Annotated in this window: 15 protein-coding genes; 1 reads left to right on the top strand and 14 read right to left on the bottom strand. The window is 60.9% G+C overall.

Going from position 1 to position 16,817, the window contains the following annotated elements; all coding sequences use genetic code 11:
* Window positions 1-61 precede the first annotated feature (61 nt).
* The 8 genes from ACR0KX_RS12820 to ACR0KX_RS12785 form a co-directional block, all read right to left on the bottom strand.
* Window positions 62-1,423 carry a glutamine synthetase family protein gene (locus tag ACR0KX_RS12820; protein WP_480708483.1) on the bottom strand — a complete coding sequence of 454 codons (1,362 nt, stop codon included), beginning with the start codon at window positions 1,421-1,423 and terminating at the stop codon, window positions 62-64.
* Window positions 1,420-2,169 (bottom strand): N-formylglutamate amidohydrolase, encoded by a 750-nt coding sequence (locus ACR0KX_RS12815; RefSeq protein WP_480708482.1) that lies wholly within the window; start codon window positions 2,167-2,169, stop codon window positions 1,420-1,422. The genes ACR0KX_RS12820 and ACR0KX_RS12815 overlap by 4 nt, the downstream gene beginning before the upstream one ends.
* A 16-nt stretch (window positions 2,170-2,185) precedes the next feature.
* Entirely contained in the window at window positions 2,186-2,959 is a 774-nt protein-coding gene (locus ACR0KX_RS12810) for an inositol monophosphatase family protein (protein ID WP_480708481.1), read from the bottom strand.
* A 27-nt stretch (window positions 2,960-2,986) separates the two neighbouring features.
* Window positions 2,987-5,431 carry an FAD-dependent oxidoreductase gene (locus ACR0KX_RS12805; RefSeq protein ID WP_170622191.1) on the bottom strand — a complete coding sequence of 815 codons (2,445 nt, stop codon included), beginning with the start codon at window positions 5,429-5,431 and terminating at the stop codon, window positions 2,987-2,989.
* Between the two features lie 8 nt (window positions 5,432-5,439).
* Window positions 5,440-6,321 (bottom strand): choline/ethanolamine kinase family protein, encoded by an 882-nt coding sequence (locus tag ACR0KX_RS12800; RefSeq protein ID WP_170622192.1) that lies wholly within the window; start codon window positions 6,319-6,321, stop codon window positions 5,440-5,442.
* Between the two features lies 1 nt (window position 6,322).
* Window positions 6,323-8,314, bottom strand: coding sequence for an ABC transporter permease subunit (locus ACR0KX_RS12795; RefSeq protein ID WP_170622193.1), 1,992 nt, complete (start codon window positions 8,312-8,314; stop codon window positions 6,323-6,325).
* Window positions 8,311-9,333 (bottom strand): betaine/proline/choline family ABC transporter ATP-binding protein, encoded by a 1,023-nt coding sequence (locus ACR0KX_RS12790; RefSeq protein ID WP_170622194.1) that lies wholly within the window; start codon window positions 9,331-9,333, stop codon window positions 8,311-8,313. Before ACR0KX_RS12790 ends, ACR0KX_RS12795 begins: the two co-directional genes overlap by 4 nt.
* A 76-nt stretch (window positions 9,334-9,409) precedes the next feature.
* Window positions 9,410-10,351: an ABC transporter substrate-binding protein gene (locus tag ACR0KX_RS12785; protein WP_170622195.1), complete on the bottom strand. Its 942-nt coding sequence runs from the start codon at window positions 10,349-10,351 to the stop codon at window positions 9,410-9,412.
* Between the two features lie 181 nt (window positions 10,352-10,532).
* On the opposite strand from ACR0KX_RS12785, the gene ACR0KX_RS12780 reads away from it, so the two are divergent.
* Window positions 10,533-11,336: a DeoR/GlpR family DNA-binding transcription regulator gene (locus ACR0KX_RS12780; protein ID WP_480708480.1), complete on the top strand. Its 804-nt coding sequence runs from the start codon at window positions 10,533-10,535 to the stop codon at window positions 11,334-11,336.
* Here ACR0KX_RS12780 and ACR0KX_RS12775 read toward each other — a convergent pair.
* The 6 genes from ACR0KX_RS12775 to bioB are packed head-to-tail and all read right to left on the bottom strand — an operon-like array spanning window position 11,333 to window position 16,715.
* Entirely contained in the window at window positions 11,333-12,094 is a 762-nt protein-coding gene (locus ACR0KX_RS12775) for a methyltransferase domain-containing protein (protein ID WP_170622196.1), read from the bottom strand. The two genes, ACR0KX_RS12780 and ACR0KX_RS12775, sit on opposite strands and share 4 nt — an antisense overlap.
* Window positions 12,091-12,708 carry a pimeloyl-ACP methyl esterase BioG family protein gene (locus ACR0KX_RS12770; RefSeq protein WP_170622197.1) on the bottom strand — a complete coding sequence of 206 codons (618 nt, stop codon included), beginning with the start codon at window positions 12,706-12,708 and terminating at the stop codon, window positions 12,091-12,093. The genes ACR0KX_RS12775 and ACR0KX_RS12770 overlap by 4 nt, the downstream gene beginning before the upstream one ends.
* Entirely contained in the window at window positions 12,705-13,991 is a 1,287-nt protein-coding gene (gene bioA, locus ACR0KX_RS12765) for an adenosylmethionine--8-amino-7-oxononanoate transaminase (RefSeq protein WP_170622198.1), read from the bottom strand. The genes ACR0KX_RS12770 and bioA overlap by 4 nt, the downstream gene beginning before the upstream one ends.
* Window positions 13,988-14,608, bottom strand: a complete 621-nt coding sequence (gene bioD / locus ACR0KX_RS12760) for a dethiobiotin synthase (protein WP_170622199.1) — start codon at window positions 14,606-14,608, stop codon at window positions 13,988-13,990. The genes bioA and bioD overlap by 4 nt, the downstream gene beginning before the upstream one ends.
* Entirely contained in the window at window positions 14,605-15,738 is a 1,134-nt protein-coding gene (locus ACR0KX_RS12755) for an 8-amino-7-oxononanoate synthase (protein WP_170622200.1), read from the bottom strand. The genes bioD and ACR0KX_RS12755 overlap by 4 nt, the downstream gene beginning before the upstream one ends.
* Window positions 15,735-16,715 carry a biotin synthase BioB gene (gene bioB / locus ACR0KX_RS12750; RefSeq protein ID WP_170453854.1) on the bottom strand — a complete coding sequence of 327 codons (981 nt, stop codon included), beginning with the start codon at window positions 16,713-16,715 and terminating at the stop codon, window positions 15,735-15,737. Before bioB ends, ACR0KX_RS12755 begins: the two co-directional genes overlap by 4 nt.
* Window positions 16,716-16,817: the final 102 nt, after the last annotated feature.

Raw genomic sequence — 16,817 nt, 5'->3', positions numbered from 1 at the left:
TGCTTCTTCTGTTCAAAAATACCTCGGGGAGCGCGAGGGGCTGGCCCCTCGCTCCTGCCCTTTACGCCCGCTCAAACCCGCGCGCAATTTCCCAATCGGTCACCACACGCTCGAACTCTTCGATCTCAACCTCAGCCGCGCGCGCATAGTGATCCACCACCTCATCCCCCATGGCAGCCCGCAACATGGCCGACCCATGCAACGCATCCCGCGCCGCGCGCAGGTTGCCCGGGATCATGCCCGTATCGCCCTGATAGACGTCACCTGTTGCAGGCGACTGTAACTCCAATCCTTCCTCGATCCCTGCAATCCCGGCGGCCAGCATCCCGGCCATCGCCAGATAGGGGTTCATGTCCGAGCCCGGAATCCGGCATTCCACCCGAACCGCCTTGGTTCCATCGCCGCACAGACGGAATCCGGCGGTGCGGTTGTCCACCGACCAGATGATCCGCGTCGGCGCAAAGCTCCCCTTCATGAACCGCTTGTAGCTGTTGATGTAAGGCGCCATGAAATAAGTGTAATCGGCGGCGTATTTCAAAAGACCCGCCATGTAGCTTTTCATCAGCGCCGACATGCCCAAGGCATCCGACTGGTCATAAAACGCAGGCTGCCCATCCTTCCACAACGACTGATGCACATGCGAAGAACTGCCCACCTTTTCATGATGCCATTTCGGCAGGAAGGTCGCTGCGTGCCCATGCTGCCACGCGATCTCTTTCACCGCGTTTTTGGCAATCGAGTGATATTCCGCTGTCGCCATCGCCGGTGCGTATTTGATGTTCAACTCTTCCTGCCCGGTCTCGGCCTCACCTTTCGAGTTCTCGACCGGAATGCCCGCATCCCACAAATGGTTGCGGATCGGGCGCATCACATGCTCTTCCTTGGTGGTCTGAAGGATGTGGTAATCTTCGTTATAGCCCGAGATCGGCTCCAGATCGCGGAAGCCTTCCTTGCGGATCTGGTCGAAACTCTTCTCGAACAGGAAGAATTCCAATTCGGTCGCACACATCGCCTCGTAGCCCATCGCCTTCAGGCGGTTCACCTGTTTCTTCAGGATCGAACGCGGCGCGTGCGGCACCTCTTCATGCGTATGATGATCCAGCACATCGCACATAACCATTGCGGTGCCCTCAAGCCACGGCACCGGGCGCAGCGTGCTCAGGTCCGGCTTCATGACATAATCGCCATAGCCCCTCTCCCAACTGGTCGAGGCGTAGCCGTCCGGTGTGCCCATCTCAAGATCGGTCGCCAGCAGGTAATTGCAGCAATGGGTCTCTTCCCACGCGCCCGAAACAAAGTGGCCCGCATGGAACCGCTTGCCCATCAGGCGGCCCTGCATATCGACCATGCAGACCAGAACCGTATCCACTTCGCCCGCAGCGACCTGCGTCTTGAGATGTTCGAAGGTAAGTGTTGCGGTCAAGATGCGTCCTCCCTGAGTTCCTGAATGGCGGGTCTGAGCAGCGCCAGTATTTCATCCGCCACCGTGGCAACCTGTTGATCCGAACGCAACAGATCGTTGCGCACTTCGATCATGACATTCGCCAGTCCCCGGCTGATCGCGTGCAGGCGCAGGGAATGGGTCACACCGTCCAACGGCCCATAGGGCTCGTTCCGCTCGATCCGGCGGCCCGAAACCTGATCCACGTGATCCAGCATCAGATCGACCAGACGGCTGTCCTCATCATGCAGCAAGCCGATTTCGACGGCGCGGGGTTGGCCGAAATAAATGGGCGTAAACGAATGGACCGTAACCAGCACCGTATCAGGCCCGCGCACGCCCAGAACCCGCGCGACGGCGTCGCAGAACGGATCATACACGGTCGCCGTGCGCAGCCTGCGCTGTTCAGGGCTCAGATCAACATTGCCCGGCACCTCGATCAGCTCGGATTTCACCGGCATGGCACTGGCGGCTTCGGGCGGGCGGTTGCAGTCATAAACCAGCCGCGACACGGTCGAGGCCACAGCGGGCGCATCCAGCGCCTGTGATAACCGTACTGTCAGGTCGCGCGCACCGGGATCCCAGGCAGCGTGACTGTCGCGATCCGCCTCGGCCAGTCCCAACCCGTCGTAATATGGCGGGATAAACGCGCTGGCATGTTCGCACAGCAACACCACGCGCCCCGCCCCATCGGGGTTAATGATCTCAACAGTAGGGCGGCTTTTCAATTCTCGGCTCCATCGGTTAGGCTTTCAAAAGGCTCAGAAGCTCAGCGTGCAATTCGGGGGTTGCGGCTGAAACAACCGCCACGTCGGATTGCATGGTCAGGGCCTGCCCCTTCCAATCGGTCATCACCCCGCCTGCCGCCTCGATCAGCGGGCAGAGTGCAAGGTAATCATAGGGTTGAAGCTCATAATCCACCACTGCATCCACATGCCCCGCAGCCAGCAGCGCATGAGGGTAGCAATCATACGCAAAGCGGCGGGTCTGCCCGGCCCGCATCAGACGGTCGAAGACCGACGGTTGATCGCGGTATATCTTGTCGCCCTCATTCACATACAGGATCGCCTGATCCAGACGTGTCACGTCCGAGGTCTGAATGGCTCGATCGTTCAGCGTGGCCCCGCTGTCACGCGCGCCCACAAAGGTTTCATTCATCGCAGGCATACCGACGATGCCAAGCTGCGGCTGACCATCGACAAGATGCGCCAGAAGGAACCCGAACAGGGGATGCCCGGACAGGAACGAACGCGTGCCGTCAATCGGGTCAATCACCCATAGATGTCGCCCGTCACCGTCTTCCTTGCCGTGTTCTTCACCGAAGATACCGTGATCCGGGAAGTGCCGGCGCAGATAGGCCCGCACCTCGGCTTCCACGCCCCGATCGGCCTGGGTAACAGGGCTTTCATCCTGTTTGAATTCCACCCCCAGCGTGCCCCGGAAATACCGCATCGCCGCCTGCGATGCGATATCCGAGATCGCCTTTGCGTGGTCTTCAAGCGCCATGGCATCCAGCATGTCAGGTTCCTTTTGACTGCATTCGGGTCACGCCTTGATCCGGTCCATTTTCGGATCGTAAAGCGGCTGTAGCGAGACCTGACACGGCACGCGCCGGGTCGCAACCTCAAGCTCATAGGTGCCAGAGGTAACAAACTCCGCATCAACGCCGTCCGGATTGCGGACATAGCCGTAGCCGATGGATTTACCCACCGTGTAGCCATAGCCGCCCGAGGTCAGCCAGCCGACGCGCTTGCCATCACGATAGATCGTCTCGCGGCCCAGCAGAACCACATCCGGGTCGACGGTGAAACAGGCGAGCATCTTTTTGACGCCCTCGGATTTTTGTTTTTCAGACGCCGCGCGGCCTTTGAAATCGACATCCTTGCGCAGTTTCACGGCCCAGCCCAGCCCGCTTTCGAACGGCGTATGATCTGGCCCGATTTCCGCCCCCCAGGCGCGATAGCCTTTTTCAAGCCGCAGCGATTCAATGGCGCGGTAGCCTGCGTTGACCAGACCATGGGGCTGACCCGCCTGCATCAGCGCGGCGTATACCGTCTGGGCGTATTCCACCGGCAGGTGCAACTCCCACCCAAGTTCCCCAACATAGGTCACGCGCAGGGCTTTGACCGGGCAACCGGCAATGCCGATGGTGCGGATCGTGCCGAATTTGAACCCGTCATTCGAGACATCATCGCGCGTCACCGCCGCCAGTATATCCCGCGCCTTTGGTCCCATCAGCGACAGCACGGCGTTGGATGAGGTGATGTCGAACAGCTGGCAATTCATGCCTTCGGGGATATTGCGGCTGATCCAGTCGAAATCATGGGTGGCAAAGCCGGTGCCGGTGACGATGTAGAACTCATCATGTGCAACGCGGCCCACAGTCAGGTCACATTCGATCCCGCCCTTGTCATTCAGCATCTGGGTATAGGTCAGCGCGCCCACCGGCTTGTCCACGTCATTGGCGCAGATCCAGTTCATCGCGGCCAGTGCATCCGGCCCCTTCAGGGCAAATTTGGCAAATGAGGTCTGGTCGAACAGCACCGCTGCCTCCCGCGCTGCCTTGTGTTCCCGGCCCACAGCGGCGAACCAGTTCTGGCGACCAAAGCTGTATGCGTCTTTGGGCGTCTCACCCAGCGAGGTATCCGCATACCAATTGGGACGCTCCCACCCCAGTTTCTCACCAAAACACGCGCCCTGTGATTTCAGCGTGTCATAGAGCGGCGACTTGCGGCAGGGGCGGCCCGAGTCATGCTCCTCATGCGGCCAGCCCATTGTGTAGTGCTTGCCATATGCCTCGACCGTGCGGGTGCGGACCCAGTCGGTGTCGAAATGCGGGCGGCCAAAGCGGCGAATATCGGCAGACCACAGGTCGAACGGCGGCTCGCCCTTGTGCACCCATTCAGCCAGCGCCATACCCGCGCCGCCGCCTGCGGCGATGCCAAAGGCGTTGAAGCCCGCGCCGACGAAGAAATTGTTCAATTCGGGCGCTTCGCCGATGATGAAATTGCCGTCAGGCGTAAAGCTTTCCGGCCCGTTGGTCAGGGTTTTGACCCCTGCGTTTTCCAAAGCGGGCACACGACCCAGCGCCAGTTCCATCAACTGTTCGAAATGGTCGAAATTGCTGTCGAGCAGCGTGTAGTGGAAGCCCTGCGGAATGCCCTTCGTGGCCCACGGGATCGGGTTCGGCTCGTACCCGCCCATGACCAGCCCGCCGACTTCTTCCTTGTAGTAGGTCAGCCGGTCGGGGTCGCGCAGGGTCGGCAGGTTACCGGGCACGTCAAAGGGCTCAGTCACCATATACTGATGCTCCATCGGCACCAGTGGCACGTTCACCCCAAAGCGCCCGGCAAAGGTGCGGGTCCACTGACCGGCACAGCAGATTACCTTTTCGCATTCGATGCGGCCATGTTCGGTGATCACGGCGCGGATCTTGCCATCTTCGATCTCGATATCGGTGACCTTGGTGTCCTCGAAAATCTTCGCTCCGGCCATGCGGGCACCTTTGGCCAGCGCCTGCGTGATGTCTGAGGGGTTCGCCTGCCCATCCGTCGGCAGATAGGCCGCACCGATCACGTCCGAGACGTCCATCAGCGGCCACAGTTCCTGCGCCTCGGAGGGCGTGAGCAATTGCATGTCCAGACCAAAGGAATGCGCGGTGGTGGCCTGTCGTTTGACCTCGGTCCAGCGTTCCTCGTTACAGGCCAGCCGCAGGCCACCGTTCATTTTCCAGCCGGTACCGAGGCCGGTTTCTTCTTCGATCTTGTTATACAGATCGACCGAATAGCCCAGCAATTGCGTGATATTGGCGTTCGAACGCAATTGCCCCACCAGCCCGGCGGCGTGAAAGGTGGTGCCCGAGGTCAGTTTCTTGCGTTCCAGCAGCACCGTGTCGGTCCAGCCCAGCTTGGCCAGGTGATACGCGGTCGAGCAGCCGATGATCCCGCCGCCGATAATGACGGCTTTGGCTGTTGTCGGAAGGTCGGTCATGTCTGTCCTCAGGTATTTTTGAAATCGGTAAGGGCCGCGCGGAACCGCGCGAGGTTTTCAGCCGTGTAGGCCGCATAGTCAAAGTCGATATCCGAGGTGATCTCGGACACCATGCTCCACATCGTTTCGCGCAGCAGCGAGGCGCATTTCATCGCCGTATAGCGGTGGCGCAGGTCGTCGGTGACGGGGGTCTGGAAATAGGCCTCCAGCATCCAATCTTCTTGATCCGGTGAAAGCCCGTTGTTCGAGGCCAGCCCGCCCAGATCGAACAGCGGCGAGTTGAACCCGGCATAGTCGAAATCGATCAGCCACAGGCGGGTGCCATCGTCCAGAAAGTTGCCGCAGAGCAGATCGTTATGGCCAAAGACCATGTCATATGGCCCGGCCTCGGTTTCAAGCCCGTTCCCGGTTTGCACCAGTTCCGGGATCACGGCCGCATGGGTGCTGCCGCGTTCGGTCAGCGTCGCGGCATAATCGCGGATGACGTGGAACACCCAGAATACCAGAGACGGGCCGCGCAGGTATTTGGGCACCTCGATATGGCATCGCTTTACCAGATCCAGCACACGGGGCAGCATGTCGGGGTGGCACACATCCTCTTCCGTCAGGGTGCGGCTTGCGATGAACTCCAACACCGTTAGATCGCCCGAGGCATGGACCACCGCAGGCGAAAGACCTGCGGCGTGGGCGGCCTTGGTGGCGGCCATCTCGTTGAAGCGCATGACCTGATGCAGTGGGATATCGTCGCCGACACGCACAACATAGGACCCGCTGGTATCCGTAACCTTGTAGTTCACATTGGTGATGCCGCCGGTCAGCGGAGTGGCCTCGATCTCACCCTGCCAGATCGGCAGAGCATGGATGCGGGTCATCAGATCGGATTGGCTCATGTCAATTCTCCAGTCCAAAGCGGATGCGGGCCTGACGGGCGCTGGCGTTGATCAGCCGGTCGGCGATGATGGCAATGAAGGCAATCGACAGACCGGCCACCAGACCCCGGCCCGTGTCGGCCTTGGTCAGGGCAATGTAGACCTCTTGCCCCAGATCGCGGGTGCCGACGAGCGCGGTAATCACCAGCATCGACAGCGCCAGCATGATGGTCTGGTTGATGCCCAGCAGGATCTCGGGCAAGGCCATCGGCAGGCGGATATGGCGCAACAGTTGCGCGCGGGTGCAGCCCGAGACCAGACCGGCCTCGATCAGCTCCTCACTGACCGAACGCACCCCATGCGCGGCATAGCGCACCGCCGGGGCCAGCGCATAAAGGACGATGGCGATCAGGGCGGTGAAATCGCCAACCCGGAACAGCATCACCACGGGGATCAGGTAGACAAAGCTGGGCAGGGTTTGCAGCGTGTCGATCAGCAGGTTGATCACCGCCCCGGCCCGCTTGTTCAACGCCGCCAGCACGCCCAGAGGCACCCCGATCAGCGTCGCCAAAATCACCGACGCGCCGCACAGATATACCGTCACCATCGCCTTGGACCACAGGCCCGACACAAGGATCAGCGAGGCCATGCCTCCGCACAGCAGCGCCAGCCGCCAACCGCCCGCGTGCCAGCCCAGCAGGGTCAGCATCGCGATCGCCCAGGGCCACGGGATGCCCAGCAGCACCGTTTTGATCGGGATCATGAACCACGTGAGGAAAAAGACCTTGATCGCCTCGAACGTGTCGAAATAGTTGACGTTCAGGTATTCGACCGTGTTGTCCCAGAACGCGCCCGTCGTGATGGTCTGACCTTCGGGATATTCCAGCAACAGGGGCGAGAACTGGCCCAGCACCCATGTCAGCACCAGCAGGATCAGCACCAGAACCGTGCGGCGATGGCGCGCGATCCACGCGCCCAGCTGTTCATGATGCACCTGCCCCATGCGCTCGGCGAAAGCCTGGCTCAGTCGATCAACGGCAATGGCCAGAACCACGATGGCGATCCCTGCCTCGAACCCCGCCCCAATATCCAGACGGCGCAGCGCGGCGAGGACGTCGAACCCCAGCCCTCCGGCCCCGATCATCGAGGCGATGATGACCATGTTCAGCGTCAGCATGATCACCTGATTAACACCCACCATCAGGCTGTGACTGGCCGAGGGCACCAGCACGCGCCACATCAATTGCCGCTGGGTTGTACCTGCCATACGTCCGAAATCCAGTATCTCGGGGTCCACGCCCTTCAGCGCCAGCGTCGTGATCCGCACCATCGGCGGGGTGGCGTAGATGATCGTAGCAACCAGCGCCGAGATCGGACCAAAGCCGAACATGAACAGGATCGGCACCAGATAGGCAAAGATCGGGATCGTCTGCATCAGGTCCAGAATGGGTGAGATGATCTTTTCGAACAACGGATGGCGATAGGCGAGAATGCCCAGCAACAATCCTCCGCCTGCGCCAATCGGCACGGCGATCAGGACTGACGCCAGCGTCACCATCGCACTGTCCCATTGTCCAAAGACGGCGAGATAGATGAAACAGGCCCCGACCAGCGCGGCCAGTCCCCAATCGCGGCAATATTGCCCCAAAGCGATCACGGCGGTGATCACCACGATCCAGCTGATCGCGGGCAGGATGATCTGCGCGTCATTGCCCTGACCGCTGACAAACCCGTCGGCCAGCAGGGCCAGTACCAGATTATAGGGCTGCTCGATCAGCCACGCGATGGCGCGGGTCACATCGGTAAACGAGACCGGGCCAATTGCGGCATCCTCGATCAGCCATGTCATCGCCGAGGAAATATAGGTCTTGAACGGGATCACCCAGGCCGAGGGGAACTTGGTCAGCCAGCGCGCATCCAGAGCCTTCCCCAGATCGCGGCCGAACCAGCCCAGCAGGATCGTGATCAGCACAAGCGACAGGATGACAATCTGGCTGCGGCTCAGGCGGATCATGCGGCGTCCCCGTCACCGAACAGCACATGCGCCACGGCCTTGCGGTCGATGGCCCCGACGATCTGGCCGGTGTCGTCTGAAACCGGGATCGGCGCATCGGCCGCGATGATCCGTTCCGCCACGTCCGAGACGCGGGTGGATTGCGGGATCGGGTCGCCCTGACCACCCGCGCCGGGGGTCATGACGCCGCCAACGGTCAGAACCTTCGAACGGGGTATATGTTTCGTAAATTCAGCCACATAATCGGTGGCCGGGTGCATCACCAACTCTTCCGGGGTGGCGATCTGGATCACCTCTCCGTCTTTCATGATAGCGATGCGGTCGGCCAGACGGACGGCCTCTTCGAAGTCATGGGTGATGAAGACGATTGTCTTGTGCAGCCGCTCCTGCAGGCGCAGAAACTCATCCTGCATTTCGCGCCGGATCAGCGGATCGAGCGCCGAGAACGGCTCGTCCAGAAACCACAGATCCGGTTCCGTCACCAGCGAGCGGGCGATGCCGACGCGCTGCTGCTGACCGCCCGAAAGCTCGCGCGGGTAATAATCCTCGCGCCCTTTCAGCCCGACCAGTTCCACCACCTCGCGGGCTTTGACATCGGCCTCAGCCTTGGGTGTGGCCTGAATGGTCAGCGGGAACATCACGTTCTGCAAAACGGTCAGATGCGGCAGCAGGGCGAAATGCTGGAACACCATGCCCATCTTGTGGCGGCGGATCTCGATCAACTCCTTGTCGCTGGCGCGCAGCAGATCGGCATCGTCAAACAGAACCTCTCCGCCCGTGGGTTCGATCAGCCGCGACAGGCAGCGGACCAGCGTGGATTTGCCCGAGCCGGACAGGCCCATGATGATGAAAATCTCACCTTCGGCGATGTCGATATTGGCGTTGCGCACCGCGCCGATCACGCCCGCCTTGCGGATGTCATCAGCCGACGGGTTCGGATTTTGCCGCAACAGCGCATCCGCATTCGGACCGTAGAGTTTCCACACGTTACGGCAGGACAATTTGGTCTTGGGGGTCATCTGGGACGTCCGATTGAAAGGCCGGGTAAGCCGGAGCGGTTGGGGAGAACAGGGTGACCGCTCCGGCCAATGCAGATTACTTGGAGATCCAGCCAGACCAGCGGTCTTTATTGGCCCCCATCCAATCTGCAACAACGGTATCAATCTCGACGCCGTCCAGATCTGCCTTGCCGACCATCGCGCTCATCTCATCGTTATTGATGCTGTAGGCTTCGATGATGGCATACGCACCCGGCCATTTTTCCTGCAAACCGGACCAGGCCGCCTTCCAGATCGGGCCGCGCGGCTTGCCGCAGTCATAGGCCAGATCGGGGTTCACCCCGACTGACGGATCTGCGTAGCATTCCGGGGAAAACGGCGGGAATTCAACGAATTCACCATCATATTTTGCCGGCGCCCAATGAGGAACGTAGACCCACAGCATGATTGGATCTTCGCGCTGATAGGCGGATTCCAATTCGGCGAACAAAGCCGCGTCGGTGCCCGCATGGACAACCTCGAACTCAAGCTCCAGCGCTTCGACACGTTCTTCGTCGAAGCCGCCCCAGGTCACAGGACCACCTACATAACGCCCGTTCGGCGCGGTTTCGGCGGTGGCAAATTCCTCGGCGCAGTCTTTCAACGCCTCCCAGTTCGGCAGGCCGGGGCAGCGGTCTTTCATATAGGACGGATACCACCATTCCTCGATCGCCATCAGGCCGGTTTCGCCCACGTTCACGACGTTGCCGGTGGCGGTCGCCTCATCCAGCGCCTCGCGCCCGGTGGTTTCCCAGATCTCCATCGCCAGATGCAGATCGCCGGTTTTCAGGCCCGCAAACTGTGCGATGTAATCGGCCTGCACGTATTCGACATTATACCCCGCCTCTTGCAGGATCGAGCCCATGATCTTGGTGTTGATCAATTGCCCTGACCAGTCATGCAGCGTCAGCTTGATCGGGTCCGAGGATTCCACAGCCCCCGCCGAGGTCACGCCCGCAACCGCCAAAGCCAATACGCTAAGTCCCAGTTTGAGTTGCATTATACCATCTCCCTGTCGTGGTTTTTCTTTGTGAATCGGTGGTATTATTGAAAGACGACCACATTGTGGGGTTTTGTGTCAATAAAAACCACGTTAAGCCACATAAATACTCTCAATTTAAAACCTAACCGCGCAAATTCTGGCAATTGCGTTGCTTTATGTGGTAGTTGTGGTACCCCTAGTGCCAACTACTGCCATCACCATGGACCCAATGAACCTGAAAACCACAAATCAGCGAGAAGATGAGATTTTGCGCGCCCTGTTCCGGTCGGGCGGATCCTGTCGGGTCAGCGTGCTGGCCAATGAACTTGGCGTGACGTTGGAAACCATCCGCCGCAATGTGCGAAATCTGGAAGAGCGCAGTATCGTCCGCAAAGTCCATGGCGGCGTTCATCTGGTCGAAAACCTGCTGGAACCTTCGCTGGAAAGCCGGTTGGACAGCAAGGTCGACGCCAAGGAAAAGCTGGCCAAAGCCGTCGCCGAGATCATCAGCGACGGGGATTCCCTGTTCCTCGATATCGGGTCGACGACAGCCTATGTGGCGCAGGCCCTTCGGGATCACAAGGACCTGTTTGTGGTGACAAATTCGGTTGTCGTGGCCAACACCCTGGCCGCGCATAACAACAACCGCGTGTTCATGGCCGGGGGTGAGTTGCGCCCCCATGACGGCGGCGCGTTCGGGGTGGAAGCGCAGGAGTTGATCAGGCGATTGAACGTCCGCTTTGCGATCCTGTCGGTCGGGGCGGTAAACGCCGATCTGGGCTTCATGCTGCATGATTTGCAAGAGGCCAATCTGGCGCGGATCGCAATCGACAACGCTCAGGTGCGTGTGGTGGTGGCCGATGGCGAAAAGCTGGGCAAACGGGCCCCCGTGACGCTTGAGGTTCCGTCGAAGATCAACCTGTTTTTCACCGACACCCAGCCGTCGCAGGGCATTTGCGACATGTTGGCCGAGAACGAAATTGATCTGGTGGTAAAGGACTAGCCTTCGGGTTTCTGGGCAATGATCCAGACCGGATGGTAGGTCAGCGGCACGCCCTGCCCGTCGCCGAATTCCGTCCAATAGTCCTGTTCGAACCGGGCCAGCGTCGACTTGGTCCAGGCACGTTGCGCGCGGCCATTCACGCCGGTGTTCCGCAGGTGTCGCAGCACGTCGCGCGGGGTGGCAAAATAAGAGGGCCGCAGACTCTCACCCGCGGATTTGACGATCAGCACATCTTCAATAGCTGCGCGCATTTCATCCGCCCCGCACAGGCCCGGTGCCTGCGCAGCGGATCCGATCTGCCGCAGTTCCTGATACTGTTTGGGGCCGAAACCAGACACGGCAAACCAACCGCCGGGGGCCAAAGCCTTGGCCGCTTTGCGCAACAGATCAGCCGGGTTCTCCATCCACTGGATCATCGAGGCAGATACCAGCAGATCGATATGCGCGGGCCAGGATACCTGCCGCGCGTCACCTTCGATAAATCCGGCATCCACCGCATGTGCCGTTTCGCGGGCCTGCGGGGCGATGTCGTTCAGGCTCAGGTGATCAACCGAGAACTGCGCGCGCAACAAACGGCTCAGATGCCCGGTGCCGCAGCCAAGTTCGAAGCCCGCCCGATACTGATTGGGCGCGCCCAGCCGATGTAACTCGTCCACCAGCTTCTCGGCCACCCAGGCCTGCTGGTTTGCCGCATCGTGATAGGTGTGAAAACTGCGGCTGAAACTGCGTTGCACCTTGTCTGTCAGATGGACTGTCATGCAAACCACTCCGCCCAGCTTTGACCCGCCGCAAACTGGACATGAGGGGTATCGACGCGCCGGATAATGTCTGACCGATCCGCCCATGCGGCCTCTTGCGCGGTGGTGGGGATGACGCGATCCCGCTGCGGTATCCAGATGCGGTCAAAGCCAGGATCGTGGGCCGCGCCCCTGTCGATCACGGCAAGCAGTTCGGCACGTGCGGCGGCAATGTCCAGCGCGGGTGCCTGCCCAATCAATCCGGCCCGGCGGCAGAATTTGGTGAAACTCGCCTCTGACAGGTTGTCCGCCGTAGCGCGGATCAGGTCGGGTGCGATGCCAAATTCGGCGCTGGCCGGGTTCAGCGTCCCGCTGACGGCAACCAGCCGGTCAGGCCGGAAACCGGTCTGCGCCAGCCAATGCGCTGCCGAGGCAACCCCGAAAGAAAACGCCAGAAGGCGAACGCGATCAAACCCATCCAACGGTAGTGGCGCATCGATCTGCGTGTAATCCTGAACAAGCAACAGGTTGTCCGCATCGGTCAGACCATCAAAAGGCGCAGCCCCCAGTGCCCAACCCCCAAAGACAAGGGTCAGGTCGGTCCCGTCCGAGCGTGACAGCCACTGATGCTTCACTGCGCACCTCCGGCCAGCGCGACCATGGCCGCCGTGACGCGGCTCAGTTCATCAGCCGAGATGATGTAGGGCGGCATCGTGTAGATGTTGCGCGCAAAGGGGCGCAGCCAGACGCCGGTTTGCGGGGCAAGGCGGTGTGCGTTCCGGGGATCAACGGTATCCTTCATCTCGATCACGCCGATCGCGCCCAGGACCCTGACATCGGCGACGCCCGACAGGTGGCGGGCCGGTTCCAGTTCGATCCGCATCTGGTTTTCGATGGCAGCCACCTGCCCGGTCCAACGACCTTCGGCCAGAAGGCTAAGGCTGGCCGAACCCGCGACACAGGCCAACGGGTTGGCCATATAGGTTGGACCGTGCATGAACACGCCCGCCTCGCTGTTGCCGATGCCATAGGCGATCTTCTCACTGGTCACCGTCGCCGCGAACGAAATATGCCCGCCCGTCAGCGCCTTGCCCAGACACAGGATGTCAGGTGTAACACCCGCATGATCAATGGCAAACAGCTTGCCGGTGCGGCCAAAGCCGGTTGCAATCTCGTCAAAGATGATCAGAACGTTGTGGGCGTCACACAAGGCCCGCGCCGCGCGCAGCCATTCGGGGTGATAGAAATACATCCCCCCAGTGCCCTGCACGACGGGTTCAAGGATCAGTGCCGCAAGCTGGTCGCCCTTTTCGTCAAGCAGGCGTTCCAGCGGCTCAAGACCGTTTCGCGCTGAATCCTCGGGCCATTCGTCGTCCAGCCGCACATGCGGGCGCGGCAGGAAGTGCTGGATCGACAATGCACCACGGAACAGCCCATGCATCCCGGTGACCGGGTCACAGACGCTCATCGCTTTCCACGTATCACCGTGATAGCCGCCCCGGACGGTCGCAAACTCGACCTTGCCGGTGCGGCCATGGGCCATCTGATACTGCACCGCCATTTTCATCGACACCTCGACCGAGACCGAGCCGCTGTCGCAGTAGAATATCCGGTCCAGCCCCTCGGGCAGCATGTCGACCATCCTGCGCCCCAGATCGATGGCCGGGTGATGGGTCAGACCGCCGAACATCACATGCGGCATCTTCTCCAGCTGACGCTGCATAGCTGAGGTAATCTCGGGGTGCTTGTGCCCATGGATCGCGCACCACCAAGAGGACATGGCGTCGATCATCTTCGTGCCGTCTTCGCGGTACAGATACACCCCCTCGGCCCGGTCGATCAGGTGCATCGGGCCGGGGTCAGCCACGTTGGTATAGGGGTGCCACAGGTGGCGGGCGTCAAAATCCAGAGGGGTCATAGCGCCCCCCGGATGGCATCGACGTCGATGGCCTGGAATGCGTTGGCCAGAGCGTCACGAGACAGGTCGGGCAGCATGGGCAGACGCCCCAGATGACGCAAATCGCACATCTGGACGATGGTCTGTTCCACATCCGGCTCGGGTTCGCCCACAAAAGCCACGCCCACCACGCGGCACCCTGCATTTCGCAGCGCCATCAGAGACAAAGTGGTGTGGTTGATCGTGCCCAAAGCGGTCCGCGCGATCAGTACCACCGGGGCCTCCCATTGCGCGATGAGGTCCAGATAGAACAGCTTGCGGTTCAGCGGCACCATCAGGCCCCCTGCCCCTTCGACCACCAAGGGCCCCTCGACCTGCGGCAGGGACAGGCGCTTTGCATCGATTTCCAGACCCATATCCTCGGCGGACAGGTGGGGCGAGGCGGGCATGTTCAGTCGGTAGGCCTCGGGCAGAACCTCGGCACCGGACAGGTCCCGAACGATGTCGGTATCGGTTGCGTCTTCCAGCCCGGATTGCACCGGCTTCCAGTATGTCGCCCCCAAGGCAGCGGTCAGCCCGGCAGAGAAGACGGTTTTGCCGACACCCGTATCGGTGCCGGTGACGATCAGCGCGCTCATGCGGCCTCCGATTGCTGTTGGGCCAGCGCGGTGAACAGGGCCGAGATGTCGGCGTGATCCACATTGCCGGTGATCGAGATCCTCAGGCGCGACGTGCCGCGCGGAACGGTGGGCGGGCGGATGCCGCGCACGTCAAAGGCACGCTCTTGCAGGGCCGAGGCCATAGCCATCGTGCGCGCCTCATCGCCCAGAATGACCGGGATGATCTGGCTGTTCAGGGCGGTTTCGGCGACGCCCTGCTGGCGCGCAACCGAATGCGCATGGCGAATGCGGCCCTGCGCGGCCTGTATCAGCCCTTCGTCCGAGACCAGCGCCTGCAAAGCTGCGCGCACCAGCGCTGCGTTCAGCGGCGAAGGAGCGGTTGCGAAGATGAACGGTCGTGCGCGGTTGATCAACGCGTCGATCATCACCCGAGGTCCGCAGATCAATCCCCCGGCGACACCCAACCCTTTGCCGCAAGTGTGCAATGTCAAAAGTTGCGCGTCCAGATCATGCGCCAGACCTTCTCCGTGCGCGCCATAGACGCCGGTGGCGTGCGCTTCGTCCACAACGAGAATCGCATCGAATTCCCGTGCAAGGGTCGCGAAATCCGATAGCGGGGCAAGATCACCCTCCATCGAATAGACGCTTTCGACGGCAAGCCAGATTTGCCCGGTGCCCCCTGCCGCACGCCATTCTGCCGCCACCGCCCGGGCATCGCTTACATCATTGTGCCGGAACGACCGCAGATCCGCGCGGCTGGCGCGCATCCCTTCATGGGCGCTGGCATGGACCAGCGCGTCGTGCAGAACCAGATCATCTGCCGCCGGAAGGGTGGAAAAGATCGCCTGATTGGCCTGAAACCCGCCGCCCATGAACAGGGCAGCCTCGGCACCGAAAAACGCGGCGGCCTCATGCTCCAGCACTTCGTGTTCGGGGTGGTTGCCGCGCAGCAGGCGCGACCCGCCGGACCCCACTGGCACGCCACGCGCCACCGCGTCCTGCGCGGCGTCCCGCAACAGTTGCGAGCTCGCCAGCCCCAGATAGTCGTTCGACGCAAAGTCCAGCCCTTTCGCCGCCGCCAAATGGCGACGACGATGGCGCGCATCCAGCGTGCCAAGCATCGACTCCAGCCGATCGACTGCTGTCATTCGGCAGCTTCCGTCTGCGCGTGATCTTCTGCCGTCTCGGGCTGAATACCCAGCTTGGCGAACAGGATCGAATCCACATCCTCTTCGGGGTTTTCGGCCGTCAGCAGCGTCTCACCCACAAAGATCGAGTTCGCACCGGCAAAGAAACACATGGCCTGCATCTCATCGCTCATGTCGCTGCGACCGGCGGACAGACGCACATAGGATTTCGGCATCAGGATCCGGGCCAGAGCGATGATCCGCACAAACTCAATCGGGTCAATCGGCTCGGCATCGGCCAGGGGCGTGTCCGCCTGCGGCATCAGCATGTTGATCGGAACCGAATCCGGTGCGGGCTGCATGTTGGCCAGCGTCAGCAACATGTCGATGCGGTCGCCCGAATGCTCACCCATGCCCAGAATACCGCCCGAACAGACCTTGATCCCGGCTTCCTGCACACGGTTCATGGTGTCGATCCGGTCGCTGAAGGTGCGGGTGGTGATGACCTCGGAATAATAGCGTTCCGAGGTGTCGATATTGTGGTTGTAATAGTCCAGCCCCGCATCGCGCAGTTGTACGACCTGAGTGTCATCCAGCATGCCCAACGTCATGCAGGTTTCCATGCCCATCGCCTTGACGCCTTCGACCATGGCGACCAGTGCAGGCATGTCACGGGGCTTGGGCTCGCGCCACGCCGCACCCATGCAGAACCGCGTCGCGCCGCCATCCTTGGCTTTCTTCGCCTCGGCCAGAACGCGCTGGATCTCGATCAGTTTCGACGCCGGCAGGGTCGAGCCGTTGCGGGCCGATTGCGAGCAATAGGCGCAATCCTCGGCACAGCCGCCGGTTTTGATCGACAACAGCTTTGAGGTCTGAACCTTATTGGGATCAAAGTTCTCGCGATGCACGGTTTGTGCCCGGAACAGAAGATCCATCAACGGAAGGTCATAGACAGCTTGCGCAGTTTTGCGGGTCCAGCCGGAATGGGGGATGATCATTTTATCTATAAAATTTCCTGCAGCTTGCGTTGCTTTGGAGTTATTATCGATAAAATGTTTTGACGCAACACTCTATACGCCAATCACCCCAATATGACGCAT

The organism is Ruegeria sp. BG5, from assembly GCF_056538425.1.
Note: the sequence above shows the minus strand (reverse complement) of the source record. Positions and strands in the feature narration are given on the sequence as shown.

What these genes read in the sequence shown, in the direction of transcription:
- ACR0KX_RS12785 (WP_170622195.1), bottom strand. Translation starts at nt 10,351, where the DNA reads ATGCAACTCAAACTGGGACTTAGCGTATTGGCTTTGGCGGTTGCGGGC.
- ACR0KX_RS12790 (WP_170622194.1), bottom strand. Translation starts at nt 9,333, where the DNA reads ATGACCCCCAAGACCAAATTGTCCTGCCGTAACGTGTGGAAACTCTAC.
- ACR0KX_RS12805 (WP_170622191.1), bottom strand. Translation starts at nt 5,431, where the DNA reads ATGACCGACCTTCCGACAACAGCCAAAGCCGTCATTATCGGCGGCGGG.
- bioA (WP_170622198.1), bottom strand. Translation starts at nt 13,991, where the DNA reads ATGACCCCTCTGGATTTTGACGCCCGCCACCTGTGGCACCCCTATACC.
- ACR0KX_RS12810 (WP_480708481.1), bottom strand. Translation starts at nt 2,959, where the DNA reads ATGCTGGATGCCATGGCGCTTGAAGACCACGCAAAGGCGATCTCGGAT.
- ACR0KX_RS12800 (WP_170622192.1), bottom strand. Translation starts at nt 6,321, where the DNA reads ATGAGCCAATCCGATCTGATGACCCGCATCCATGCTCTGCCGATCTGG.
- bioD (WP_170622199.1), bottom strand. Translation starts at nt 14,608, where the DNA reads ATGAGCGCGCTGATCGTCACCGGCACCGATACGGGTGTCGGCAAAACC.
- ACR0KX_RS12755 (WP_170622200.1), bottom strand. Translation starts at nt 15,738, where the DNA reads ATGACAGCAGTCGATCGGCTGGAGTCGATGCTTGGCACGCTGGATGCG.
- bioB (WP_170453854.1), bottom strand. Translation starts at nt 16,715, where the DNA reads ATGATCATCCCCCATTCCGGCTGGACCCGCAAAACTGCGCAAGCTGTC.
- ACR0KX_RS12775 (WP_170622196.1), bottom strand. Translation starts at nt 12,094, where the DNA reads ATGACAGTCCATCTGACAGACAAGGTGCAACGCAGTTTCAGCCGCAGT.
- ACR0KX_RS12795 (WP_170622193.1), bottom strand. Translation starts at nt 8,314, where the DNA reads ATGATCCGCCTGAGCCGCAGCCAGATTGTCATCCTGTCGCTTGTGCTG.